Raw genomic sequence first — 24,599 nt, forward strand, 5'->3', positions numbered from 1 at the left:
GTGCAGTAGTAGTCGACATACATGATGTTCAGCCCGGCATTGCCTTTGGCGTAGCAGTCGGCCCAGGTGAGGTGATGGCCGTGCGGTTGCGGCGCGTCGGCCTGAGCGGGCTGTGCGGAGCTGGCCACGGTGGCGGAGGCCAGCAGCAGGCCGGTGGCGACGGCGGCCACCACCCGGCGGATCCGCGAGATCGGCTTGTGCATCTATGACGTCCCGTCTCTTGAGGCGCTAGATAGTCAGCGTCCAGCTGTTGATGTATCCGACGTCGGCCTGACCCAGGTCCCGTACCCGCAGGGTCCACGTGCCGTTGCGGGCCTCGGACGCCAGGTTGACGGTGAAGGTCCGGATGAGGTTGTCGCTGTTCGAGCCGGTCCGCTCGCGCAGCAGGTACGCGCTGCCGTCCGGCGCGACCAGCGCGACGTTCAGGTCGCCGATGTACGGATGTTGGATGTTCACCGCCACCGTGGCGGCTCCCGACGCGTTGCCCGCGCACCCGGTCACCGCGATCGTGCCGTTGCCGGTGGACATGTCAGGCACGGGCACGTCGGTGTCGTTGGTCCGGCCGCACGACGGCGCGGAGACGCCGCTCAGGTTCAACGACCAGCTGTTGATGTACCCGATGTCGGGCGGGTTCCAGTCCCGTACCTCGAGCCGCCAGGTGCCGTTGGCGGCCTCGCCGGCGAGGTTGACGGTGTACGTCTGCTTGATGTCGTCCGCGCTCCCGCCGGTCCCGGCGTGCAGCGTGTACCAGCCGCCGGTCGGTGACCGCAGCACGATGTCGAGGTCCCCGATGTAGGTGTGCACGACGTCCAGCGACACGGAGCTCGTCGCCGCGGCGTTACCCGTGCATCCCCAGATGGTGATCTCGGCTACCACCTGGCTCAATTCGCGTGTGGGAACGTCGTTGTTGCTCGTCTGCTGGCAGCCCGGTGGACCGTTCACCGTCAGGACGAACGCCGCCGAGTGGGTGTTGGACGGCGAGGTGCCCACCAGATTGACGGTGTACTTGCCTGGCTCGGTCGACGCCGCGGCGCTGAACGTGGCGGTCGTCGAGCCCCCGGCCGGGACCGAGGCGGGACTGTACGAGACGGTCAACCCGGCGGGCGCGCCGGTGGTGGTGAACGTGACGGTCTCGGACGACCCGTTGATGACCGCGGTGCTCAACGTCGCGGTGGTCGAGCTGCCCAGGTTCACCGCGCCGGAGGTCGGCGACACCGAGACGGAGAAGTCGTTGGGCGTCGGGCAGTAGTCGCCGCCGGCGACGTTCACCGCCGTCCAGGCCGCCTGCACCGCCTTGTACTCGGTCGAGCAGTATCCGAACAGGTCGGTCGCCGCGGACAGGGTGTGGGCGCGCGCGGTGTTGCCGGGGTTCGGGGTGTTCACGTACCTGGTGTCGGAGGTGAAGTACACGTCCAGCGCCCGCCACCAGATCCGCTCCGCCTTGCTCCGGCCGATGCCGACCACGGCGGGCGCCGAGCCGCAGACCGGCGAGGTGCCGTACGGCGTCGCGCCCGTGCCCTCGGCCAGGTTGAAGAAGAAGTGGTTGCCCACGCCCGAGGAGTAGTGCACGTCGATGAGGTCGGTGTTCAGGGACCAGCAACTGTGCGAGGCGCCGTCCAGCCTCGGGTCGTACATGTACCGCACCGGGTCGGCCTCGCCGGTGATCTCCTCGCCCACCTTGTAATCGCCCGGATCACTGGGGTTGGCGGCGTAGAACTCGACCATGTTGCCGAAGATGTCGCTGGTCGCCTCGTTGAGGCCGCCGGACTCGCCCATGTAGATCAGCCCACCGGGTACGACGTTCTCGGTGACGCCATGGCCCATCTCGTGCCCGGCCACGTCCAGCGCGACCAGCGGGTCGACGTTGCCCGCGCCGCCGCCGTACGTCATCTGGGCGCCGTCCCAGAAGGCGTTGGCGTAGTTGTTGCCGAAGTGGACCCGCGACGGAACTCCCAGGCCGTCGCCGAAGATTCCGTTGCGGCCGTGCACGTTCTTGAAGTAGTCGAACGTCTTCGCCGCGCCGTAGTGCGCCTCGACCGCCGCCGACTGGCGGTTGGCTGGCGTGCCGTCGCCCCACACGTTGTCCGCGTCCGGGAACGTCGTGCAGGTCGTCGTGCCGTTGTTCATGTCGCAGGTGCGGCCGCCGCCGTGCGTCGGGTCGATCATCTGGTACGTCGAGCCGGACAGCGTCGTGTCGACCGTGACCGTGCCGGAGTGCAGGCCGTGGCCCGTGCCGCCGACGGTGTGGATCTCGTCGAAGGAGCCGATGTACACGCCGCTGAGCGCGTCGCTGATGACGTGCAGCCGGGACGGGGTCTGCCCGTCCGGCGCCCATCCGGACACCACGGTCTCCCAGGCCAGCCTGCCGCGACCGCTGCTGGCGTCGATGAACAGCTCCGGCTGGCCGGTGCCGGTGGCCTTGCCCTTGAAGCGGGGCGTGGCGGCCCGGCGTGCCTGCTCCGCCGGGATGCGCGGGGTGGTCCGCAGGCGCAACGGCACCTGCAACCCGGAGGAGGAGCCCGCGTGAGTGCCGTCCGCCTTGGTGTGGATCACGAAGTCGGCTCCGCGCACCCGCAGGCCACGGTAGGTGCGGGTGTACCGAACGTGCGAGGCGCCGTTGGCGTCCACCTTTCTGCTGTAGACCGCGTAGTCGTCGTCCGCGGCGGCCCTGATCGCCGGCGGGTAATCGTCCTTGGCCGGTGCCGCCGCGGAGCCCGTGACCGTGCCGAAGAGCGCGGCGCTCATCAGCACGGTGACTCCCGCCAGCGCGACAGATGCTTTCATGGAGCCATGTATAGCTAGGAAAGCGCTTGCCTTGAAGAGTCAAGGTCTCAAATATGCAAATTTAGCGATATCCGTCATCGGTCCGCGCGAAGGCGGATCATGTTCCAGGACAGCGGCGGGAGCACCACGCTCGCGTACCCGTCGGTGACCTTGACGTCCGCCAACCGGCGGGGACCGCCCGGTCCGGCCGCGCCGCGCTGTTGGTGGCGTCGGGGTCCTCGTCGTACATCGCGACGTGCTCGCCGACCGCGAGGCCGCGGCAGGCCCGCAGGTCGACATCGACGGACAGCGGCTGGTGTTGGTGGCGGTTCACCGCGAACAGCACGACGGCGCCGGCCTCCTCGTCGATGACCGCCGTGGCGTCGAGCGTCGGCACCTCGCCCAGCCATGAGGTCTCGTGCGTCGGACCGGTGGGTTCGACGCGCAGCACCGTGCCGCGGGCGTACCGGGAGGTCAGCGCGAACGGATGGTAGATCGACTGCCGCCACGCCGGCCCGCCCGGCTCGGTGCGGATCGGCGCGATGACGTTGACGAGCTGCGCCAGGCACGCGATCTTGACCCGGTCGGCGTGGCGGAGCAGCGAAATGAGCAGGCTGCCCACGACGACCGCGTCCACAATGGAGTACGTGTCCTCGATGAGGCGCGGCGCCTGCTCCCAGTCCAGGCTGCCCTCGCCGGCGAACTTGCTCTGATACCACACGTTCCACTCGTCGACCGAGACGTGGATGCGCTTGCGGTGCCGGCCGACGGCCCGGGCGTGGTCGCAGGTGGCCACCGCCGCCTCGATGAACCGGTCCAGGTTGACCCCGCTGGCCAGGAAGCTGTCCCGGTCGGCGCCGCGCTGCTCGTAGTAGGTGTGGATGGAGATGTAGTCGACGAGGTCGTACGTCTCCTCCAGGACGGTGGCCTCCCACGTGCCGAGGGTGGGCATCCGGCTGTGCGAGCTGCCACCCGCGGCGAGTTCGATGCTGGGGTCCACGCGGCGCATCGCCTTGGCCGTTTCGGCGGCCAACTGGGCGTACTCCCGGGCGGTCTTGTGGCCGATCTGCCAGGGCCCGTCCAGCTCGTTGCCGAGGCACCACAGCTTGATGCCGTGCGGGTCGGCGCTGCCGTTGCTCCGGCGCAGATCCGACCAGTACGTGCCGCCGGGATGGTTGCAGTACTCCAGCAGGGCGCGTGCCGCGTCGACGCCTCGGGTGCCCAGGTTGAGCGCCATCATCGGCGCGCTGCCCACGCCGCGGGACCAGGCTGCGAACTCGTCGATCCCCACCTGGTTGGTTTCGATCGAGCGCCAGGCCAGGTCGAGCCTGGTCGGCCGCTGGTCCCGCGGGCCGATGCCGTCTTCCCAGTCGTAGCCGGACACGAAGTTGCCGCCGGGATAGCGCAGCACCGGCACGCCGAGCCCGCGCACCAGATCCGCGACGTCGCGCCGGAACCCGGCGGCGTCGGCGGTCGGGTGGTCGGGCTCGTAGATGCCGGTGTACACGCATCGGCCCATGTGCTCCACAAAGGACCCGTAGAGCCGCGGATCGACGGCGGCGATCCGGAACGCGGGATCGACGGTCAGCGAGGCCACAAGCATGAACCATCTACCCCTTCAGTCCGGTGCCGGCGACACCCTCGACGATGCGGCGTTGGAAGAGCAGGAAGACGAACACCAACGGGATCGCGCCGAGCAGCGCCGAGGCCATCGTGTCGGCGTACCGGATGCCGTAGGTGCCCTGCACGGTGGCCAGGCCCACCGGGATCGTCATCAGCTTCGGGTTGGTGAGCACCAGCAGCGGCCACAGCAGGTTGTTCCACGTCCACACGAAGCTGAAGATGGCGACGGCCGACACGACCGGCCGGGCCAGTGGCATGACGATCTGACGGTACGTCCGGAAGAACCCGGCGCCGTCGATGCGCGCGGCCTCGTCGAGGTCGCGCGGGAGGGCATCGAAGAACTGCTTGAAGATGAACACCGCGATGGCGGTGGGGATCTGCGGCAGGATCACCGCCCAGTAGGTGTTGAGCAGGTTGACGCTGCCGAACTCCCGGAACTGCGGCACGACCAGCACCTGGTTGGGGATCATGATGCCGATGAGGATGAACCAGAAGAACGCCTGGCGGAAACGGAAGCGCAGGCGGGACAGGGCGAACCCGGCCAGGCTCGCGGTGAGCACGGTGAAGACCGCGGCGAGCGCCGAGGTGATGAAGCTCGCGGCGTACCAGTTGAGGATGTCGCCCTGCGCCAGCAGGGTGCGGAACGATTCGAGGGTCGGGTTGTCGATGGCCCAGGTGGTCCGGGTGGTTTCCGCGTTGGGCTTCAGCGCGGTGTCCAGTGCCCAGGCCAGCGGCACCAGCCACAGCAGCGCGAACGCGATGAGGACGCCGATGCAGATCCGGTTGAACAGGCGGACCCGGCGGTCGATCGAGATGGCCAGCGGCGACTGCTCGGCGCGGCGGGGGAGATCGCGGTCGACCTCACGCGTGGGGGCCAGGGTAGCCACGGGTCACACCTCCTGTTCCTGGCGGCGCGTCATGACGAGCCAAATGGCGGATACGGCGAGGATCACCACGAACAAGAGGGTGGACGCGGCCGCGGCGTAGCCGCTGCGGTAGTCGGTGAACCCGACGTCGTAGACGTACTGCAGCGCCGAGCGGGTGCTGAAGTTCGGCCCGCCGGAGGTCATGATGTACATCTGGTCGAAGACCTTCAGCGACGCGATGATCTGCAGCACGATCACGAGCGTGGTGGTGCGGGACAGCAGGGGGATGGTGATCCGGCGGATCTGCTGCCAGGGCCCCGCCCCGTCGATGGCCGACGCCTCGTAGAGGTCGCGGGGGATCTCCTGGAGCCCCGCGAGGTACAGCACGAAGTTGAAGCCGAGCGTCCACCAGACGGTCGTGATGGCCAAGGAGACCATCGCCCAGTTCGGATCGCCCAGCCAGTTGACCTCGGAAAAGCCCAGCGTCGTCAGCGATCGGTTCAGCAGGCCGAGCGCGGGCGTGTAGAGCCACATCCAGATCAGCGCGACAACGGCGGACGGCAGGACGTACGGCAGGAAGAACGCCAGCCGGAAGAACCACCGCCCGCGCCGGACCCGCTCGGCGAGCAGCGCGAAGACCAGCGCCAGGACGACCAGCGGTGGAGTGGTGAGGATCGTGAACCAGATGGTGTGCCACAGGGCGGACCAGAAGTCGGAACTGCCCAGCGCCTCCCGGTAGTTGCTCAACCCGGCGAAGTCACCGAGTCCGGACTTGACCATGCTGGTGTCGAAGAAGCTCATCACCAGGCCGTAGATGGCCGGGCCGATGATGAACAGCACATAGAGCACGACGAACGGGGCGAGGAACGTCAGCGCGGGTCGGGTGTGATCGGGCTGTCTGCGCAGCACGCCGGTGGTGGTGGTCACTGCCTACCTCCTCAGGGCGCCTTACACCGGGGACGCGGTGTTGGCGAGGACGGACAGTTTCGAGCGGATCTGTGCGATGGCGGCCTCGGGCGTGAGCTGCCCGGCCTCGACCGCCCCGATGGAGGAGCCCATGATGATCTCGAAGTTGGAGCCCGAGCCGGAGTACCAGCCCGGCGGGTCGTACACCGCGGCGTCCGCGGCGGCGGCGTAGTTGGACTGCGGCGTGAGGTTCTTGTATTCGGCGCTGTTCGCGAACGGCAGCCAGGCCGGCACGTGCCCGCCCTCGGCCCAGGTGAGGCTCTGGTCGAGCATCGACCTGACGAAGCCGAGCGAGAGGTCCAGCTTGGCGCGATCCTGGTCCCGCTGCACCGGCAGGACCAGCGTGTGCGAGTCGGCCTGGACCGCGTACGACCCGCCGAAGATGTTCGGCACGAGCGTCATGCCGAACGGCATCTTGGCGGTCTGGAACGTGCTGATTTCCCACTCGCCGTTGAGGTGGAAACCCGCCTGCCCGTTGGCGAAAAGCGCGACGGCGCCCTGGTAGTCGATGCTGCTGGGGAGCAGCTTCCGCTCGACTGTTAACGTTCTCATGTATGCCAGCACGCGACCGGCCTTGGCATCGTCGAGCACGATCCGGGTGCCGTCGTCGGCGAGCACTTCGCCGCCGAGTTGGGCGTACATCGTCTGGAAGAACCGCCAGGGGCTCGCGGTGTCGGGAGCGTTGATGCTGTGCGTCGCGCCGTACTGGCCGGTCACCTGCTTGACCTTGTCCAGCGCGTCGGCGAAGGCGGTCTCCCCGTCGATGTTCTTCAGCTGCCCGTCGCCCTCGATCAGCCCGGCCTGCTGGCAGATGTCCTTGTTGTAGAACAACACGTAGGGATGCGTGTCGATCGGGATCGCGTACGCCTTGCCGTCCACCAACCCGGCCTGCCACGCCCGCTGGTTGAACATGTCGGGCGCCATGCCGTGCCGGGCAAGGTCTTCCGGCCGCAGCTCCTGCAACAGGCCGGCCCGGACCAGTGTGGTCATCCGGGTCAGATGCGCGACCGCGACATTCGGCGGCTTGTCGCCGAGGGTGGCCAGCGACAGCTTGGTGTAGTAGGGGTTGCCCCAGGTGAACGTGATGGCCTGCAGGCCGGTGCCCGGATTGGCCTTGCGGAAGCCGTCCTGCATCTGTTGCATGCGGACGCCGTCGCCGCCGCCGAACAGGTTCCAGTACTCGACCGTGCCGGGATCCAGTTCGGTGTTGGCGAGGCCGGCGCCGACCGGTGTGGAGCAGCCGGCGAGGCCGAGCGCGCCGGCGCCCGCGAGCGTGGCCCGCAGTAAGCCACGCCGGGACAGCGCGGGACGGGGTAGGGGAGGGTTGGGAGGACCGTTCATTGCTCACCGTCCTGAAGGGGGGACGAGTCGGCGAGGGTCTGTCGGTGAGGTTTGCCGGTGCGGTTTACCGGTGGGGGAGCGGACTGGTGGAGGCGCGCACGATCAGTTCGACCGGCAGCAGGTTGCGGCCCGGGATCTGCCCGCCGCGGAGGCGGTCGAGCAGCAGCTTCGCCGCCCACTCGCCGGTCTCCTGAAACGGCACCCGGACGGTCGTCAGCTCGGGTACGAGGAATGCGGCGAAGGACAGGTCGTCGCATCCGATGAGGGAACAGTCGTCGGGAACCCGCCGGCCGCGCTCGGCCAGCGCGCGGCGGGCGCCGACGGCCATGGTGTCGTTGTGGACGAAGACGGCGGTGATCTCGGGCGCGGCGTCGAGGAGGCGGTGCATCGCCTCGTAGCCCCCGGCGTGGGTCCAATCGGCCTCGACCACCCGCCGGGCCGGCAACGACTCGCCGGCCTCGCGCAGCGCCGATCTGAAGCCGCGCATGCGGCTCTGCACCACCTGCCGATCGCGTGGCCCGGTCACCGTGCCGATCAGCCGGTGGCCCAGCCCGAGAAGGTGCTCCGCCGCCAGCGTGCCGGTCACGGCGTGGTCGGACCCGACGAGCGGGACGCCGCCGCCGTGGATGCGGTTGATGCTCACCGCCGGAAGCGGCGAGCGGCGCAGCGCCTCGCCGATCTTCGGGTCGTCCTCCACCGATGGAGCGGCGACGAGGATCCCGTCGACCCGGTGCTCGAGGAGCTTGCGCAGGGCCAGCACCGCGTCGGCACGGGCGTGCACGCTGCTGATCAGCGCCGTGTGCCCATGACCGGCGGCGGCCCGCTGAGCGGCCAGGACGAACTGCGAGACGGCGAGGTCGGACAGGTCGTCGGCGAGGACCCCGACGGTCACCGACGTGCGGCTGACCAGCCCGCGGGCCATCGCGTTGGGGATGTATCCCAGCTCGCCCGCCGCCGTCAGGATGCGCTCGCGGGTGCTGGCCGCGACCACCACGTGCCGGCCGTTGAGGACCTTGCTCGCGGTTTGGAAGCTCACCCCGGAGCGCGCCGCGACGTCTCTGAGCGATACGTACACGACGGCCCTCCCAACTTAGGCGAGCGTTCGCCTAACTGTGATCGCTACCGGTGTCGATAGTCAAGGCCGTCCTGGGTTGACGCAACCAGTTGATTGCTATAAGTTGAGTAGCAACTAGCCGGTTGCTATAAGGAGACGGACATGGGATTCCCCAACAAGATCGAGCGCACGCTCCAGCTGGCCCACCCGCCGGAGCGGGTCTGGGCGGCGCTGACCACCGCCGAGGGCCTGGGCACCTGGTTCGGCAACCGCGCCGAGATCGACCTGCGCGTCGGTGGCCAGGCCAAGCTCACCTGGGACAGCGGCGACACCGCCACCCTGACCATCGAGCGCCTCGAGCCGCCGCGTGTCTTCGGCTACACCTGGCCGGTCTACGGCCTTCCCGAGGGCGATCCGCGCCGCACCTACGTCGAGTTCACGCTGGAGCCCACCGGCACCGGCACCACGCTGACCATGGTCGAAAGCGGGTTCGCGCAGCTGCCGGACGCCGAGCACAAGGCCGCCCACGCGGGCAACACCGACGGCTGGACGCACGAGCTGGGCGAGCTGGTCGCGTACCTCGATGGACAAGCCTGACCTGGAGGCGGTGGCCCAGGAGGTCTTCGCCGCCCTGGCCGATCCGAGCCGGCGGGGGATCCTCGCCGCGCTCGCGGCCAGGGGGCCGGCCACCGCGACGGATCTGGCCGCCCAACTGCCGATCACCCGGCAGGCCATCGCCAAGCACCTCGTCCTGCTGGCCGAGGCGAGGCTGGTGGTGGCCGAGCCGGGCGAGCGGCGCCGGGTCCGCTACCGCCTGGACTCCGCGCCCATGAAGGTGGCACAGCAGTTCCTCGCCGCGCTCGCCCGCGACTGGGACGGTCCGCTGGCCGCCCTGCAAGACCGGTTGAGGTAGCGCGGGATTCAGAGGTGGTCGGCCACGACCGTGAGTAGGTTCTGATAGGTCTGTCCACCGGCCGTGCTCCCGATGGCCGTCATCGTCCATCCCTGTTCGGCGCGGGAAAGCTTGGCCATGATCAGGGCGGTGTGCTGGCCGGAGGCGTTGAGGTTGAAGGATCCGAGCTCCTCCTCGCCGTACGTCTCGTCGACCAGGCGGCAGGAGGCGTCGTCGATCCGGGAGAACTTCTGGCCGGTGTACGAGTTGACGGTGAACACGAGCGTCGTGACCTCTGCGGGGAGCGCGGACAGGTCGACGCGGATCGACTCGAGGTCGCCCTGGCCTCTACCGGTGGTGTTGTCGCCGGTGTGCCGCACCGAGCCGTCCTTGCTGGCCAGCTGGCCGAACCACACCTGGTCGACCAGGCTGCCGCCGGCCGAGTACAGCAACGCCGACGCGTCCAGATCGACGCGGCCCGGTCCCAGGCCGAACCGTCGCCTTGAACTCCACCCCAGGCCCATCCGAACCCGGGTCGGCCGGCCACCCCTGCCCGTCAACGACATCGTCTGCCCGGGGCTCAGCGCAATCACCATCGCCCCACGATGACGAACCTATGCAAATCAGGGTGAGCTTGCGACGGTGTCGTGGTGGCATTGGTTGGCGAGGCGGGTGAGCCGGTCGGCGACCTGGTCCGGGTCGAGGTCGAGGCGTTCGCACAGGTCGCGGTGGGCGTCGACGAGCGGTTCGCTGATCTGTTCCGGGTCGACGCGGCGGACGTGGTAGGCGTCGATGAGGTGGCCGGCCAGGTCGTCCCAGACGACGATGGCCTCCTCGATCAGGTCGAGTGCGGCTGGCGTGGCCGGGTGCGCGCATAGGATTTCGACCTCGGCGACCAGATGGTGGCCGGCGGCCTCCACGTCGTGGATCTCCCATTCGCCGGTCGTGGCGTTCGACGCGTCCACGATGGCGGCGCGGAAGTCGGACAGGTGCGAGGTGTCGGCGGTGTCGAGCATGCCGGCCTCGCCCAGCAGGTGGGCGGCGAAGAGCCGATCCCGCAGCGCGTGCTCCACGACCAGCGCGGCCAGCTGCCGGGGCGCGAGCCGGCGTACCGCTTGCAGATAGCTGGCCTGCTCCGGGTCGGTCGGGTCGGCGCCGGGCGGCGCGGCGGCGCCGGAGAAGGTGACGCCCTCGGCGAACGCGGTCAACGCGACCGCGACGGCGTGTACGCACAGGTCGTCGCCGGTATGTGGGCAGTCGCAGACGCCGGTGAAGGCCCGGTCGACGATGCCCACCCACGGCTGGTAGACGCCGCCCTGGTCATGGATCACCGCCTGGACACCGCCGCCCGCCGGTTCCAGCTCGCCGACGCCGCCGTCGTTTCGAAGCCGGGTGGCGGCCTCGTCGACGGCAGCGGGGGTCGAATCACGAAACGCCTCAACGTCAATGTGGACCGCCACGGGAGGCCACCCTACAGTCCGGCGTAAGGTCATGGCCGGCGGCGTGGTCGTTCATCCGCAAACACGGCCACGTCGCCTTCACACACGGCTCGCCGGCTCCCGGTCGGCTGGCGTAGCCTTCGACGATGAGCGCCTTGGACCGCCTGGCTGGCGAGAGCTACGTGCTGCTGACCACGTTTCGCCGCGACGGCCGGGCGGTGGCCACACCGGTCTGGGCCGTCCGCGACGAGGACGCCCTGATGGTGTGGACGGTCGCCGAATCGGGCAAGATCAAACGCATCCGGCGCGACGGCACGGTCACCGTCGCGGCGTGCGACTTTCGTGGCAACCCCCACGGCGACGCGGTGGCCGGCCACGCCACCCTGACCGGCTCGGTCGCCGACGCCGACCGCGTCCGCAAGCTCATCGCCCGCAAATATGGCCTCGTGGGCCGGATCAGCATGCTCGGCAGCCGGATACGACGCGGTCGCGACGGCACCGTGGGCGTACGCATCACGCTCACCGACTGACAGGCCCCGCCGGAGCGGCGCCGAAAGGTTTTCGGCAAATGTGTCGTTGACACGGCTGTAACACGCTGACATCATCCCCGAAAAGGATTTCGGACGGGGTGAGGCTCAGTGGCCGAATTCGACGAGGTTAAGTTCAACCGGCGCCAACTCCTTCAGGCATCCGCGCTCGGCGCGGGCGCGGTCGCCGGCACCACCGTCTTCAGCGCGATCGCCGCCGAGGCTGCGCCCGCCACCGGTCCAGCCGTGGTCGGCCCGCCCGCGGTCGGGCTCGCCGCCGATCCCGGTCCCGGCGGCACCGCGCCGGTCCGGCCGTTCTCGCTACATGAGGTGCGGCTGGGCACCGGCCTGCTGCAGGAAAAGCGCGACCGCATGAAGAACTTCCTGCGCCTGTACGACGAGCGCCGCTTCCTGGTCCTGTTCAACAACCAGGCCGGCCGGCCGAACCCGGCGGGCGTCTCGGTGCCGGGCGGCTGGGAAGACGGCGGGCTGCTCAGCGGCCACTGGGCGGGCCACTACCTGACGGCGCTCGCGCAGGCGTACGCCGACCAGGGCGAGGCCGTCTTCAAGGACAAGCTCGACCGGATGGTCACCGAGCTGGCCGCGTGCCAGGCCGCGATCACCGCCCGGATCGGCACCGGCGGGCCGGGCGGCGAGGACCCGCCGGAGCCGGAGATCGACCGGGTCCCGGGCCGGTACGGCAACGCCCTGCGCCTGAACGGGCCGAGCCTGGCGCAGTACGTGACGCTGCCCCAGGAGGCGATCAACCAGCTCACCGACTTCACCATCGCGGCCTGGGTGAACCTCGGTTCCACGCAGAGCTGGACCCGGCTGTTCGACTTCGGCCAGAACACCACGGTCAACATGTTCCTGACCCCACGCGCCGGCGTGACCGGCAACGTGCCCCGGTTCGCCATCACGGTCGGCGGATCCGGGCAGGAGCAGCGGATCAACGGCACAACCGCGCTGCCGACGAACGAGTGGGTACATCTGGCCGTCACGCTGTCGCAGACCACCGGCACGCTGTACGTCAACGGCCAGCCGGTCGGCACGAACACGAGCATGACGCTCAACCCGTCCAGCCTGGGCAACCCCGGCAACCGGTGGATCGGGCGGTCGCAGTACGGCGACCCGTTCCTGGACGCGACCGTCGACGAGTTCCACATCTTCGACCGGGCGCTGAGCCAGCCGGAGCTGCTGTCCATGTTGGACTCGCCGGCCGGCGGCACGGCCGGCGGGAGCATCGCCTGGTACCGGTTCGACGAGGACGGTGGCACCACGCTGCGGGACGCCTCGTCCAACGGCCGGGACGGCGGCATCGTGGCGGCCCAGCAGGGCGGGGCCAGCGACTGGGTGCCGACCCATCCCGGCTACCTCGGCGCGATCCCGGAGGACGCGGTGCTTCGGCTCGGCCCGCCGCGCTGGGCCGTCTACGGCGGCAACGCGGACACCAACACCTGGGCGCCGTGGTACACCCAGCACAAGATCATGCGCGGCCTGCTCGACGCCTACTACCACACCGGCAATGCGCAGGCCCGCGACATCGTCGTCAAGATGGCGGACTGGGCCCACCTCGCGCTGACCGTGGGGGACAAGAACCACCCCGACTACACCGGCCCCATCACCCGCGACAACCTGAACTACATGTGGGACCTCTACATCGGCGGCGAGTTCGGCGGCGCGAACGAGGTGTTCCCGGAAATCTACGCGCTCACCGGCGACGCCAAGCACCTGGAGACCGCGAAGGCGTTCGACAACCGGGAGTCGCTGTTCGGCGCCTGCGTCGAGAACCGGGACATCCTCGTGGTCACGCCGCAGAACAGGCCCGGCCGGCGCCGCCCGGAACGCCTGCACGCCAACACGCACGTGCCGCAGTTCATCGGCTACCTGCGCGTCTTCGAGCACACCGGCGACGAGGAGTACTTCACGGCCGCCAAGAACTTCTACGGCATGGTCGTTCCACATCGGATGTTCGCCAGCGGCGGGGCGGGCGGCAACTACCCAGGCTCGAACAACAACGTCGAGCTTTTTCAGAACCGGGGCAACATCGCGAACGCGATCGCGCAGGCCGGCGCGGAGACCTGCACGACCTACAACCTCATCAAGCTGGCTCGCAACCTGTTCCTGCACGAGCACGACGCGGCGTACATGGACTACTACGAGCGGGGCCTGCTCAACATGATCACCGGGTCGCGGGCCGACACCGCGACCACGAGCGACCCGCAACTCACCTACTTCCAGCCGCTGACGCCAGGGGCCGCCCGCACGTACGGCAACACCGGCACCTGCTGCGGCGGCACGGGCCTGGAAAACCACACCAAGTACCAGGAGACCATCTACCTCAGGTCCGCCGACGGTACGGCGCTGTGGGTCAACCTGTACGCGCCCTCGACGCTGACCTGGGCCGAGAAGGGCTTCACCGTCACCCAGCAGACGACCTATCCGCGGGAGGACCGGACCAGGCTGACCATCGACGGCACCGGCCCGCTCGACATCAAGCTGCGGGTGCCGGGCTGGGTGGAGAGGGGCTTCTTCGTCACGGTCAACGGCGTGGCGCAGAGCGTCGACGCCCAGCCGGGCAGCTACCTGACGGTGAGCCGCACCTGGCAACCGGGCGACACGATCGAGATCCGGATGCCGTTCAGCATCCGGATCGAACGGGCGCTGGACCGCCCCGACACCCAGGCGATCCTCTGGGGCCCGGTGCTCCTGCAAACCCTGGGAAACCCGGGCGGCGGCGCCTTCCGCGAGCTGACCCTCTACCGCCACCTCAAGCGAGACGGTGACTACGCCCGCGCGGCGATCACGCACGAGAGCACCACGGCGGCCGGCGACCCGTACTTCACGACGAACGGGTTCACCCTGCGGCCGTACTACATCAGCGACACGCAACCCGTCTCGTCGTACGTCCGCCGGGTCGAGCCGACGATCGTGTTCGGCTCCATCGACACCGGCGTGCCGAATCGCAAGCGCAACGACGGCCTGCCGCACTACGACGTACCCGTGTCGGGCATCCCGTCGCCCGGCACCGACGGCCCGACGTTCCTCGACCTGGTCTGGGATCAGGCGCCCTTCGCCAACCACGGCGCGTTCGTCTCGGCTGTCACCCGGACCGCCGAGGCGTTCGTCGCGGCGGGCGTCTTCGCGGCGGCGGAGAAGGACCGCGTCGTCGCGGACGCCGCCCGCGCGGACCGGGAGCTCGCGCCGGAGCCCGCGTGGAACGTCGAGGTCCAGGCTCGCACGCAGTGCATCGGCGCCAACGCGTACCTGTCGGTCAACGCGCGCAACGCCGACGAGGTGCCGCTGACCATCGAGCTGATCACGCCGTACGGCTCGCGGACGGTGCCCGCCGTCGCCCCGGGCAAGGCCGCCTACCAGTCGTTCAACACCCGCAAGGCCACCGTCCCGGCCGGCACCGTCACCATCAAGGCCACCGCCACGGTCGACGGCGTCCCCGTAACCACCCAGCAAGAAACCCCCTACACCGACTGCACCTGCCCCGCGCCCTAACCCCCGCCCTTGATCGCGGAGAAATCCCTTGATCGATGGAATCGGACAACGGGGTGGTAATAGGTACGAGCTTGGTGAGGGTGCGCTGTCCGGGGTGCCAAGATGGCCCTTGGTGACGATCGGCGGCGGTAGGATCCTCCGGCGTGTCGGCGAGCGGTAGAGCCGGCGCGCGGCCGCGCGATCGAACGCGCGGCCGGACGAGGAGGAGCGCCTCGTGGGGTGGAGGACCTTGGCGCCGCCCGCGGCGACCAGTGGGCCGGGACGGACACCGGGCGGCTGGAGGCCGAACTTTTCGCCGAGGCGCTGGCCCTGATCACCATCCCGTACGACCGGCTGGTCGGGCTGCCGGAGCGGGTCGAGCGGCTGGCCCGGCTGGCGGCGGACCACGGGTTCGCCCGCATTCACGCCCTGGCCCGGTTGTCCGAGGTTAACGTGCTCAACCGGTCCCGGGACATCGTGACCGGCGTCAAGATCACGCATGAGGTGCTGCGCTGGGCGGCCGAGGTCGGCGACGATCTGGTTACCGCGCGGGCGCATGCCCTGCTGGCCACCGGGCTGCACCGGCTGGGCGCCTGGGCCGAGTCGGTGCGGCACGCCGAGGCGGCGGTGCGGCTGCTCGACCCGAGCGCCCCGCTGCAGATCCAGGCCGACCACGCCCTGATCCTGGCCATGCTGACCAGCTGCATGCCGACCAGCCACGTGACCACGGCCCTGTTCGACCGGGCCGACGAGCTGGCCCGCCGGCTCGGCGAACCCATCATGATCGTGGCCAACCTGAACAACCTGGCCTACGCCCGGTACGAGGCCGGAGACATCGCGGGGGCGGCGCAGGCGGTGGCCGAGCTGCGTGCGGTGGCCGCCAGTGCCGACCTGGAGCTCAATGCGTCCGTGCTGGACACGGTCGCCAGCGTGCTGCTGGAACTGGGCGACGCCGACGAGGCCGAGCGCCTGGTGGAGCGGGTGCTGTCGGGCCAGGCGCAGCTGACCGACGCCAACGCGATGGCCACCAATCTGCTGACCTACGCCGAGATCAAGCGGCGCGCCGGTGAGCTGCCGGCGGCGCTGGAGGCGGCCGAGGAGGCCCGGCGGATGGGCAGCAGCCAACCGCTGCCCGAGATCGCCGCCGAGGCCATGCGGGAGCTTGCCGCCGTCCGCGCCGCGATGGGCGACTATCGCACCGCGTACCGCAACATGGTGCGCTTCCAAGCCGAGTGGGAGAAGGTGCGTACCGAGCAGGGCGAGGCCGCCGCGTCGGTGATGAAGACGCTGTTCGAGATCGAGGCCCTGCGCCGCGACAGCCTGCGCTACCAGGAGCTGTCCGAGCGGGATCCGCTGACCGGGCTGTGGAACCGCCGGCACCTGGAGCGGCGGCTGCCCGAGCTGCTGCGCGCGGCCGGCGGCCGGGCCGAGCCGGTGAGCATCGGCCTGATCGACCTGGATCACTTCAAGCAGATCAACGACAAGTACTCGCACAGCGCCGGGGATGCCGTGCTGCGCACCGTGGCCCGCATCCTGGACCAGGACACCGGGCCGGCGGTGTTCGCCGCCCGGCTGGGCGGGGAGGAGTTCCTGGCCGTGTTCCTGGACTCCGACGAGCGGGCCACGCTGGCGGCCTGCGAGCGGCTCCGCCGGATGATCGCCAACCACCCGTGGGCCGACCAGGACGTGGCACTGCCGGTCACGGCGAGCGTCGGGGTGGCCGTGGCGGTCCCCGGCGACACCATGTCGACCCTGCTGCGCCGCGCCGACGAGCATCTGTACGAGGCCAAGCGGGCCGGTCGCAACCGCGTCGCCGGCGACACGCCCGCTCCGCGATCGCCGCATCTGGGCGACCCGTACGCCCGCCGAGGCGGTTAGGCCGCCCGGGCGCGCACCGCTTCCCGCCGCTCGACGAACCGGTTGGCGTTTCGGTCCAGTCCGGCGAGGAAGGCGGACAACTCCTCGCGGGCCTGCTCGCCTTCGGCGGAGAACCCGTCGCGCTCGAACACGCGCAGCTGCCGCAGGACCGGCATGACCACCTCGTCGTGGTGGATCCGCAGGTCGTAGATGCCGGCCATGGCGATCTGCACGGACTTGCGGCCGAAGTTCTCGATGGTGTGTCCGGGCATCTGGAACGTCGAGACCACGTCGCACACCGCCCGCATGGCCAGGTCCGGCGCCAGGTCGAACGCGGCGCTGAGCAGGTTGCGGTAGAAGAGCATGTGCAGGTTCTCGTCCTGGGCGATTCGGCCGAGCAACTGGTCGCAGATCGGGTCGCCGCTGATCCGGCCGGTGTTGCGGTGCGCCACGCGGGTCGCGAGTTCCTGGAACGAGACGTACGCGATCGAGCCGAGCACGCTGCTGTACTCGCTGTCGAATCCGGCGCCCATGTGCGCCATCCGGGCCCGCTCCAGCTCCACCGGGTCGACCGCCCGGGTGGTGAGCAGGTAGTCGCGGATCGCGATGCCGTGCCGGCCCTCCTCGGCCGTCCATCGGTGCACCCAGGTGCCCCAGGCGCCGTCGCGGCCGAACCGGGTCGCGATCTCGTAGTGGTAGCTGGGCAGGTTGTCCTCGGTCAGGAGGTTCACGATCAGCGAGGTCCGCGCGACCGCGGACAACCGCGACTGGTCGGGCTCCCATGCCTTGCCACCGAGTACGCCGTCGAAGTTGGTGCCCTCGTTCCACGGCACGTACTCATGCGGGAACCACTCCCTGGCTATGGCCAGGTGGCGGTTGAGGTTGTCCTCGACCACCGGCTCCAGATCACGCAACAGATCGACGGCGGGGGTGGGCGACACGTGACCTCCTGAAGCTACGGTTACGTCACCGTAGCTTCCGGGGCGGGGCACCGCCACCGAGGTGGGCCGGCAACCACCAGTTGTCCGCCGAGTCGGCGGGTTTGTCCGGATAATCGCGCTGAGCCTGGTCCAGTAGCTCCTGCATCCGCGCCCGCAGCGCGGTCCCGGCCTGGTCGTCGCGGCGGCCCGGTCGCATCGGCTCGCCCACCACGATCGAGATCGGCGTGTGCCGCCGGGTCAGCGCGCGCGGGTGCCCCTTGGTCCACATCCGTTGCGTGCCCCAGACGGCCATCGGCACCAGGGGCACGTTGGCCGCGGCGGCCATCCGGGTCGCCCCGGTCTTGATCTCCTTGACGGTGAACGACTGGCTGATCGTCGCCTCCGGGAAGACGCCGACCACCTCGCCGTCCTTGAGCGCCGCCAGGGCCGCCTTGTACGAGGCGAGACCCGCGTCGCGGTCGACCGGGATGTGATGCATGCCACGCATCAGCGGCCCGCCGATCCGGTGCTTGAAGACCGACTGCTTCGCCATGAACCGGACCAGCCGCCGAGACGGCTGGGCGGCCAGCCCGCAGAAGATGAAGTCGAGGTAGCTGACGTGGTTGCTGGCCAGCACCGCGCCACCGGTACGCGGGAGGTGCTCGGCGCCGATCACCGTGATGCGCAAGTCGAGCGCGCGGAACAGGGCCTTGGCCAGGCCGATGACCGGCGGGTACACGAGGTCGGACATGGCGCAACGGTACGCGAACGGCGCTGGGGCGCTGCCGGGTGGCGGCGGCCCAGCGCCGTGCTGCCGGGGTTGGCGGTCGGTCAGCGGCCCAGAGGCGCCAGGTCTGGTTGAGTGGGCTGCCTTGGCTGGCCGGGATGCACGTCCATTGGTGGATCGGCGCGCCGGCCGTGGTCGAGATCGTGCTCACGTCGACGCACTTGCCGCTGTGCCGGGCGACGAGCTGGTAGTCGTGGGCGTCATTGGCGCCGTAGGTCACCTTCCGGAGCGTGAACTGCTGGTTGGTGCCACCGCCGCAGGTCCACTGCTGCACCGCGGCACCGTCCGCAGTGGACACCCCATTGACGTCCAGGCACTTGCCGCTCTGCTGGTTCACGACCGTGTACGTGTCCGCGACGCCGGCGACCGGGCGGAAGTTCCACAGCTGCTGGTCGCCGCCTTCGCAGTAGTACTGCTGCTGCTGGTTGCCGTTGGCCGTACCCAGATTGGTGTTGTCCAGGCATTGCTGGGAATGCTGCGCGACAGCCACCGACTGGAAGCCGCCGTCGGACGGAGGCAGGAGCGTGATGGTGAATGTGTCGTCGGCGTTGCTGTGTGGCAGGTTGACGGTGGTGGCGTTGCCGGACAGCGTCACGACCGAGTTGGCGATGGTGATGGGGCCTTGTACGGCGGCGCCGCCGTTGTACGGGATGCGTTGGGCGACGACGCGGACCTGGTTGTTCTGGACGATGCCGCTGGTGGTGTCCAGGCGTTGCAGGTTGACGGCGATGTTTCCGGTCGTGCCGCCGCCCCCGACGAGGATTTTGGCGACGCCGGTCGCCTTGGTGGCGAAGGCGTCGTACGCGGGACTCGGGGTGACGGACGAGATGAGGCCGGTCTGCGAGCCGTAGAAGCGGTACACCCACCACTCGCCCTTGGGCAGGTGCTGGCCGGCGGAGTTGCGTACGAGAAGGTTGCCGAGGTCGTTGTGCAGGTTCGCGGTGCTGGCCCAGTTGGCACGCAGCCCGTCGGCGCCGGCCCGTTCCAGCCGCGCGATGTACCAGGAGCCGTCGCCGGGGTTCTGTTCGCTCGACGAGCCGTACTCGTTGATCTGGTACGGGCGCGGGTGCGGGATGCCGCGCGCGTTGAGGGTGGTGTTGGCGGTGCTGACGTTGGCGACCGGGTCGCCGGGCAGGCTGTGCCAGCTGATGATGTCCGGTACCACGTTGTTGGCGCGGATGAAGTCGAGGTACTGGACCCACCATCCGCCCGTCGACGGCACGCAGGCGCAGCTCGGCCCGACGATCAGCTGGCTGGGAAACTCGGCGCGCAGGCGTTGGTACGTGCGGCGCCACAGCTCGAAGTACTGCGCCTGCGAGCGGTTCCAGAACAGACCCAGGTTCGGCTCGTTCCAGATGTCCCACTGCACGGTGATCCCCGCGGCGCGTACGTCGTTGATCAGCCGGGTGAGGAAGTTGTCGTAGTCGGTCCAGTTGCCGTTGTCGCCGGGGAAGCGGGAGATCGGGTACCCGTCGGCGCCCCACAGGTCGTGCGGGAGGATGACGAACTGCCCGCCGAGCGCGATGGTGCGGCGGGCCTGGGCGAGGGTCGAGTTCCACCGGCGGTCGTAGCGCCCGGAGACCCAGCCGCCGGGCTGGTCGAGCTGGGCGCCGCCGGCGCGCATGTAGCGGAACTTGACGTCGCGGTAGAAGTGGTCGGCCGGCCCGGACGCGTTCTCGGTCATGCCGTAGATCCAGCCGGACGCGCGGTACGACGGTGAGTTGCCGGCCACGGAGAAGTTGACGGTGATGGACTCGTCCGCGGCCTGCGCGGGCGCGGCACCGGTGAGGAGGGATGCACCGGCGAGTACGCCGATGGCGAGTGCGCTGAGCCGTCTCTTCATGAGGACTCCTTGGGGCAGGAAAGATCGCGGGGCGAGCGTGGGGCTCGTCCCGTGCGTATCCGGAAGGGGGATTACCGGGTGGGGGAGGGTCCGGTGCTGGCGCGAAGGGAGATCGGCGGGGTGAGCAGCAGGTGCCGGGGCGGTGCGTCGGGGGTGGCGATGCGTTCCAGGAGCAGGTCGACGGCGTGGTTGCCCATCTCGGTCGGCACATCGGCGGCGGTCAGTGGCGGGCGGAAGTCCTCGGCCCAGTGCCGGGCGGCCACGCCGGCGATGGACATGTCCCGGGGTACGACGACTCCGGCGCGTTCTAGGGCGCGCTGGATGCCGGGCAGCGCGGCCTCGTTGATGGTGGCGATGGCGGTGACGTCGGGGTGTTCGTCGCGCAGGCGTTCGAGGCAGGCTTCGCCGCCGGGGGCGTCGTCGGCACAGCACAGGTCGACGCCGGTCAGGCCGCGCTGGGCGATGGCCTCGGTGAACCCGGTCAGGGCGCGCTGTGCCGGTCCGTAGCCGGCGGCGACCAGTTCGGCGGAGCGGTTGATCAGGGCGATGTGGCGGTGGCCGAGGTCGGCGAGGTGGTGTACGCACCGGGCGATCAGGGTGGCGTAGTCGACGTCGACCCAGCAGGTGCCGTGCGGGTGGGCGGTGTGCCCGATGGTGACGAACGGCAGCCCGGTCTGCTGTAGCCGGGTGACGCGCTCGTCCTCCAGGCGGATCTCCATCAGGATGACGCCGTCGACCCGCCGGCCGCTGACGATCCGTTCGAAGGAGCGGTCGTGGTCGCCGCCGGAAGGGGACAGCAGCACGTCGAGGTCGACGCGGGCGGCGGCCTCGACCACGCTGGCGACGAAGCCGAGTTGCATGTCGGTGAGGCGCAGGCTGGCCGGCGGGATGACCAGGCCGAGGGTGCGGGTGCGGCCCTCCTTCAGGGCACGGGCCGCGGCGTTGGGGCGGTAGTCCAGCTCGTCGATGACGGCCTGGATCCGCTGGCGGGTCTCTTCGGAAACGACCCGCTTGCCGCTGAGCGCGTACGAGACGGTGCTGCGGGACACCCCGGCCCTGCGGGCGATCTCGCCGATGTTCATCTCGCCCTCCTCACGAAGAGCAGCTTAGAGCAGTGGTCCAGGATGGCGAATCGGTTCGCTGGGGAGCGTAGAAGCCGTTTCGAGATGATGTCAAGGGTGTGAACTCGCTCTTGACCGCCAGCGGACTGCGGGCCTATCTTCTGTCGAACCGATTCCGCGAACCGATTCGCTACTTTTAGGAGTATCGATATGAAGACCCCCGCCCGCAGGTGGCGCGCCGTGGGTGCCGCGCTCGTCGCCGTCGCATTCGCTGGCGTCGCGACCGCCTGCTCGTCCTCGTCCTCCGACGACGGCTCCTCGGAAGGCGGCGGCACGTACGCCATCTGGGACCCGTATCCGCAGTTCAACGACGACTCCGCCTGGGTGAAGCTGCTGGGGAGCTGTGGCACCTCGGCCGGCGTGACCGTCGAGCGGACCGGCTACGACACCTCCGACCTGACCAACAAGGCACTGCTGGCCGCGCAGCAGGACAACTCGCCCGACGTACTGATCATCGACAACCCGGTGATCTCGACGCTCGCCGAGGCGGGCGCGCTCACCACCACCGAGGAGAACAAGCTCGACACGTCGGCCATGGAGCCGAACCTGCTCGGCGCCGGACAGAGCGGCGGCAAGACGTACGGCGTCCCGATCGGGGCGAACACCCTGGCCCTCTACTACAACAAGGACCTGCTGACCAAGGCGGGCGTGGACATCGCACAGGTGAAGGACTGGCCGTCGCTGACCACGGCGCTGGCCAAGGTGAAGGGGGCGGGGAAGAAGGGCATCACCTTCTCCGCGATCGGCACCGAAGAGGGCAGCTTCCAGTTCCTGCCCTGGTTCTGGGGCTCCGGCGCGCAGCTGACCGCGCTGGACTCGGCGCAGGCGGTCTCCGCGCTGACCCTGTGGACCGACTGGCTGAAGCAGGGGTACGCACCGAACTCGGTCATCAACAACACCCAGACCACGAGCTGGCAGGAGTTCGCCAGCGGCGACTACGCGTTCAGCGAGAACGGCACGTGGCAGCTGGGCAATGCCGAAAAGCTCGACTTCGAGTACGGGATCATCCCGGTCCCGGCAAGCTCGGGCGGCACGGCGCCGGCGCCGACCGGTGGTGAGTTCGTCTCGATCCCGGTGCAGAGCGACACCGGCCGGTACGCCACGTCGCAAAAGCTGGTGGCCTGCCTGACCAGCCCGGACAACCTGCTCACCACCGACACCACGCTGTCGTACATCGCACCCGTCGCGGCCGTGCAGGACAAGCAGGTCGCCGCCGACGCCAAGCTCAAGGTCTGGGTCGACGCGGTGCAGGCCGCCAAGGGTCGCACCGGCGACAACCTGGGCACCAAGTATCCGAAGATCTCCGAACCACTGTGGACCGCGATGCAGGCCGCGCTCAGCGGCGCGAAGTCGCCCCAGGAAGCACTGTCCGCCGCACAGACCACGGCCGCAAGTGCGACAAAGTAAGACGCGCGATTGGGTGGGGTGGGCGTTTCTCGCGCCGGTAACGCTTTACCTGCTGGCGTTCTACGCCTACCCCCTCTATCGCAATATCGAGCTGAGCCTGCGCGAGTACACGGTCCGCTCGTTCGTCCAAGGTGGAGCGCCGTTCGCCGGGCTGGACAACTACCGGAAGATCCTGTCCGACCCGACCTTCGCCCCGGCGCTGCTGCACACCGTGGTCTTCACCGTCGCGTCGCTGGCCTTCCAATTCAGCATCGGCATGGCGCTCGCGGTCTTCTTCTACCAACACTTCCCGCTGTCCCGCACGCTGCGGGCGCTGTTCCTCGTACCGTGGCTGCTGCCTTTGATCGTGTCGGCGTCCACCTGGTCGTGGATGCTCAACAGCGACGCCGGCGTGGTCAACGCCGCACTCGGCGCCGTCGGGGTCGGCCCGGTCAACTGGCTAACCTCACCGGACTGGTCGCTGGTCTCCGTGATCATCGCGAACGTCTGGATCGGCATCCCGTTCAACCTGGTGGTGCTCTACAGCGGCCTGCAGGCGATCCCCGCGACCCTGTACGAGGCGGCGTCGCTGGACGGCGCGACGGGGTGGCAACGGTTCTGGCGGGTCACGTTTCCGCTGCTGCGCCCGGTGTCGGCGATCACGCTACTGCTCGGCCTGATCTACACGCTGAAGGTCTTCGACATCATCTGGATCATGACCAGGGGCGGCCCGACCGACTCCTCCACGACGTTCGCCACGTGGTCGTACCGGCTCGGGTTCGGCAACCTGCTGCCCGCGTTCGGGCCCGGCGCGGCCGTCGGCAACCTGCTGATCGTGCTGGCCCTGATCTTCGGACTGATCTACATCCGCATCCAGCGAAGGCAACAGCTATGAGGCGCGCGACCAAGACGGCCATCGGGCTGGTGTTGACGGCGGTCATGCTCTTTCCGGTCTACTGGATGATCAACGTGTCGTTCACCCGCGACCAGGACATGCGGGCCGACCCGCCGCACCTGTTCCCCGTCGACGGGACGCTTGAGGGGTACCGGGCGGTGCTGGACCAGCAGTTGCCGTACCTCGGCACCAGCCTGCTCGTCGGGCTCGGCACGGTGGCGCTGACCGTGGCGCTGGCGGCGCCGGCCGGGTACGCGCTGGCCAAGCTGCGGCCGGCCGGCGGCGGCGCGCTCAGCTTCGTGCTGCTGATCGCGCAGATGATCCCCGGGATCATCATGGCGATGGGCTTCTACGCCATCTACCTCAACATCGGCGTGCTCAACTCGATCCCCGGCCTGATCCTGGCCGACTCGACGATCGCGGTGCCGTTCGGCGTACTGATCTTCACGGCCTTCATGTCCGGGATACCGGAGGAGCTGATGCAGGCAGCCGTCGTCGACGGGGCCGGCCGGCTGCGCACGTTCTGGTCGGTGGTGCTGCCGGTCAGCCGCAACTCGATCGTCACCGTTTCGCTGTTCGCATTTCTGTGGGCGTGGTCGGACTTCATCTTCGCGTCCACTCTGGATGGTGGTGGAGACCACCGGCCGATCACGCTCGGCATCTACCAGTACATCGGAAACAACAACCAGCAGTGGAACGCCATCATGGCCACCGCCGTGGTCGCCTCCATCCCGGCCACCATCCTGCTGATCATCGCCCAACGGTACGTCGCGGCCGGCGTGACGGCCGGCGCCATCAAGGACTGAGCCTGTGCCATCCAACAACTGGGA

General features: G+C 69.3%; 19 protein-coding genes and 2 pseudogenes. 8 read left to right on the forward strand and 13 right to left on the reverse strand.

The genetic code is table 11. The annotated features are described in order from the left end of the window. Positions 1 to 228 precede the first annotated feature (228 nt). The 6 genes from Prum_RS35525 to Prum_RS35550 form a co-directional block, all read right to left on the reverse strand. Positions 229 to 2,784 (reverse strand): proprotein convertase P-domain-containing protein, encoded by a 2,556-nt coding sequence (locus tag Prum_RS35525; protein ID WP_173080755.1) that lies wholly within the window; start codon positions 2,782 to 2,784, stop codon positions 229 to 231. A gap of 97 nt (positions 2,785 to 2,881) precedes the next feature. Next, on the reverse strand, positions 2,882 to 4,366 hold the full coding sequence (gene arfA, locus Prum_RS35530) for an arabinosylfuranosidase ArfA (protein WP_308785398.1): 1,485 nt from the start codon (positions 4,364 to 4,366) through the stop codon (positions 2,882 to 2,884). A gap of 7 nt (positions 4,367 to 4,373) precedes the next feature. Continuing rightward, positions 4,374 to 5,273 (reverse strand): carbohydrate ABC transporter permease, encoded by a 900-nt coding sequence (locus tag Prum_RS35535; protein WP_246278309.1) that lies wholly within the window; start codon positions 5,271 to 5,273, stop codon positions 4,374 to 4,376. Between the two features lie 3 nt (positions 5,274 to 5,276). Then, positions 5,277 to 6,179, reverse strand: a complete 903-nt coding sequence (locus tag Prum_RS35540) for a carbohydrate ABC transporter permease (protein WP_246278310.1) — start codon at positions 6,177 to 6,179, stop codon at positions 5,277 to 5,279. Positions 6,180 to 6,200: 21 nt separating this feature from the next. After that, positions 6,201 to 7,559 (reverse strand): extracellular solute-binding protein, encoded by a 1,359-nt coding sequence (locus Prum_RS35545; RefSeq protein WP_173080757.1) that lies wholly within the window; start codon positions 7,557 to 7,559, stop codon positions 6,201 to 6,203. A gap of 64 nt (positions 7,560 to 7,623) precedes the next feature. Beyond that, positions 7,624 to 8,634 (reverse strand): LacI family DNA-binding transcriptional regulator, encoded by a 1,011-nt coding sequence (locus tag Prum_RS35550; RefSeq protein ID WP_173080759.1) that lies wholly within the window; start codon positions 8,632 to 8,634, stop codon positions 7,624 to 7,626. 141 nt (positions 8,635 to 8,775) lie between these two features. On the opposite strand from Prum_RS35550, the gene Prum_RS35555 reads away from it, so the two are divergent. Both Prum_RS35555 and Prum_RS35560 read left to right on the forward strand, forming a co-directional pair. After that, positions 8,776 to 9,210, forward strand: a complete 435-nt coding sequence (locus Prum_RS35555; protein ID WP_173080768.1) for an SRPBCC domain-containing protein — start codon at positions 8,776 to 8,778, stop codon at positions 9,208 to 9,210. Then, positions 9,197 to 9,526, forward strand: a complete 330-nt coding sequence (locus Prum_RS35560) for an ArsR/SmtB family transcription factor (protein ID WP_173080770.1) — start codon at positions 9,197 to 9,199, stop codon at positions 9,524 to 9,526. The genes Prum_RS35555 and Prum_RS35560 overlap by 14 nt, the downstream gene beginning before the upstream one ends. 8 nt (positions 9,527 to 9,534) lie before the next feature. Here Prum_RS35560 and Prum_RS35565 read toward each other — a convergent pair whose 3' ends face one another. After that, positions 9,535 to 10,101, reverse strand: a complete 567-nt coding sequence (locus Prum_RS35565) for a TerD family protein (RefSeq protein ID WP_173080772.1) — start codon at positions 10,099 to 10,101, stop codon at positions 9,535 to 9,537. Positions 10,102 to 10,128: 27 nt separating this feature from the next. Continuing rightward, complete coding sequence (locus tag Prum_RS52460) at positions 10,129 to 10,965, reverse strand: hypothetical protein (protein WP_246278311.1); 837 nt, start codon at positions 10,963 to 10,965, stop codon at positions 10,129 to 10,131. A 125-nt stretch (positions 10,966 to 11,090) separates the two neighbouring features. Between Prum_RS52460 and Prum_RS35575 the strand changes: the two genes are divergently transcribed. The 3 genes from Prum_RS35575 (at position 11,091) to Prum_RS35585 (ending at position 16,838) form a co-directional block, all read left to right on the forward strand. Beyond that, positions 11,091 to 11,474 carry a PPOX class F420-dependent oxidoreductase gene (locus Prum_RS35575; RefSeq protein ID WP_173080774.1) on the forward strand — a complete coding sequence of 128 codons (384 nt, stop codon included), beginning with the start codon at positions 11,091 to 11,093 and terminating at the stop codon, positions 11,472 to 11,474. Between the two features lie 108 nt (positions 11,475 to 11,582). Beyond that, positions 11,583 to 14,981 (forward strand): beta-L-arabinofuranosidase domain-containing protein, encoded by a 3,399-nt coding sequence (locus tag Prum_RS35580; RefSeq protein WP_173080776.1) that lies wholly within the window; start codon positions 11,583 to 11,585, stop codon positions 14,979 to 14,981. A 219-nt stretch (positions 14,982 to 15,200) separates the two neighbouring features. After that, positions 15,201 to 16,838 carry a GGDEF domain-containing protein gene (locus Prum_RS35585; protein ID WP_173080778.1) on the forward strand — a complete coding sequence of 546 codons (1,638 nt, stop codon included), beginning with the start codon at positions 15,201 to 15,203 and terminating at the stop codon, positions 16,836 to 16,838. Here the strand turns inward: Prum_RS35585 and Prum_RS35590 are convergent. The 5 genes and pseudogenes from Prum_RS35590 to Prum_RS55355 form a co-directional block, all read right to left on the reverse strand. Further along, the gene (locus Prum_RS35590; protein WP_173080780.1) at positions 16,835 to 17,758 is read right to left on the reverse strand and encodes an acyl-ACP desaturase; all 924 of its coding nucleotides are present in this window, start codon (positions 17,756 to 17,758) and stop codon (positions 16,835 to 16,837) included. The genes Prum_RS35585 and Prum_RS35590 overlap by 4 nt on opposite strands. Positions 17,759 to 17,783: 25 nt before the next feature. Further along, the gene (locus tag Prum_RS35595; RefSeq protein WP_173084506.1) at positions 17,784 to 18,488 is read right to left on the reverse strand and encodes a lysophospholipid acyltransferase family protein; all 705 of its coding nucleotides are present in this window, start codon (positions 18,486 to 18,488) and stop codon (positions 17,784 to 17,786) included. Between the two features lie 100 nt (positions 18,489 to 18,588). Further along, a pseudogene (locus Prum_RS35600) lies at positions 18,589 to 20,367 on the reverse strand (RICIN domain-containing protein); the annotation flags it as partial. 71 nt (positions 20,368 to 20,438) lie between these two features. Further along, a complete protein-coding gene (locus Prum_RS35605) occupies positions 20,439 to 21,227 on the reverse strand; it encodes a LacI family DNA-binding transcriptional regulator (RefSeq protein WP_345535007.1) in 789 nt (262 codons plus the stop codon). 93 nt (positions 21,228 to 21,320) lie between these two features. Continuing rightward, positions 21,321 to 21,458: pseudogene (locus Prum_RS55355) on the reverse strand (LacI family DNA-binding transcriptional regulator); the annotation flags it as partial. A 180-nt stretch (positions 21,459 to 21,638) separates the two neighbouring features. On the opposite strand from Prum_RS55355, the gene Prum_RS35610 reads away from it, so the two are divergent. Genes Prum_RS35610 through Prum_RS35620 form a run of 3 tightly spaced genes read left to right on the forward strand, consistent with a single transcriptional unit; the run spans position 21,639 to position 24,575 of the window. Then, entirely contained in the window at positions 21,639 to 22,895 is a 1,257-nt protein-coding gene (locus tag Prum_RS35610) for a sugar ABC transporter substrate-binding protein (RefSeq protein ID WP_173080784.1), read from the forward strand. A gap of 13 nt (positions 22,896 to 22,908) precedes the next feature. Further along, positions 22,909 to 23,769, forward strand: a complete 861-nt coding sequence (locus Prum_RS35615) for a carbohydrate ABC transporter permease (protein WP_218577502.1) — start codon at positions 22,909 to 22,911, stop codon at positions 23,767 to 23,769. Next, positions 23,766 to 24,575 (forward strand): carbohydrate ABC transporter permease, encoded by an 810-nt coding sequence (locus tag Prum_RS35620; RefSeq protein WP_173080788.1) that lies wholly within the window; start codon positions 23,766 to 23,768, stop codon positions 24,573 to 24,575. The genes Prum_RS35615 and Prum_RS35620 overlap by 4 nt, the downstream gene beginning before the upstream one ends. Positions 24,576 to 24,599 lie beyond the last annotated feature (24 nt).

The organism is Phytohabitans rumicis (assembly GCF_011764445.1).
Classification (GTDB): Bacteria; Actinomycetota; Actinomycetes; order Mycobacteriales; family Micromonosporaceae; genus Phytohabitans; species Phytohabitans rumicis.

Excerpts from the sequence above, each read along its gene's own strand:
- Prum_RS35545 (WP_173080757.1), bottom strand. The coding sequence starts at position 7,559 with ATGAACGGTCCTCCCAACCCTCCCCTACCCCGTCCCGCGCTGTCCCGG.
- Prum_RS35605 (WP_345535007.1), bottom strand. The coding sequence starts at position 21,227 with ATGCAACTCGGCTTCGTCGCCAGCGTGGTCGAGGCCGCCGCCCGCGTC.
- Prum_RS35620 (WP_173080788.1), top strand. The coding sequence starts at position 23,766 with ATGAGGCGCGCGACCAAGACGGCCATCGGGCTGGTGTTGACGGCGGTC.
- Prum_RS35575 (WP_173080774.1), top strand. The coding sequence starts at position 11,091 with ATGAGCGCCTTGGACCGCCTGGCTGGCGAGAGCTACGTGCTGCTGACC.
- Prum_RS35525 (WP_173080755.1), bottom strand. The coding sequence starts at position 2,784 with ATGAAAGCATCTGTCGCGCTGGCGGGAGTCACCGTGCTGATGAGCGCC.
- Prum_RS35610 (WP_173080784.1), top strand. The coding sequence starts at position 21,639 with ATGAAGACCCCCGCCCGCAGGTGGCGCGCCGTGGGTGCCGCGCTCGTC.
- Prum_RS35595 (WP_173084506.1), bottom strand. The coding sequence starts at position 18,488 with ATGTCCGACCTCGTGTACCCGCCGGTCATCGGCCTGGCCAAGGCCCTG.
- Prum_RS35555 (WP_173080768.1), top strand. The coding sequence starts at position 8,776 with ATGGGATTCCCCAACAAGATCGAGCGCACGCTCCAGCTGGCCCACCCG.
- Prum_RS35560 (WP_173080770.1), top strand. The coding sequence starts at position 9,197 with ATGGACAAGCCTGACCTGGAGGCGGTGGCCCAGGAGGTCTTCGCCGCC.
- arfA (WP_308785398.1), bottom strand. The coding sequence starts at position 4,366 with ATGCTTGTGGCCTCGCTGACCGTCGATCCCGCGTTCCGGATCGCCGCC.
- Prum_RS35565 (WP_173080772.1), bottom strand. The coding sequence starts at position 10,101 with ATGGTGATTGCGCTGAGCCCCGGGCAGACGATGTCGTTGACGGGCAGG.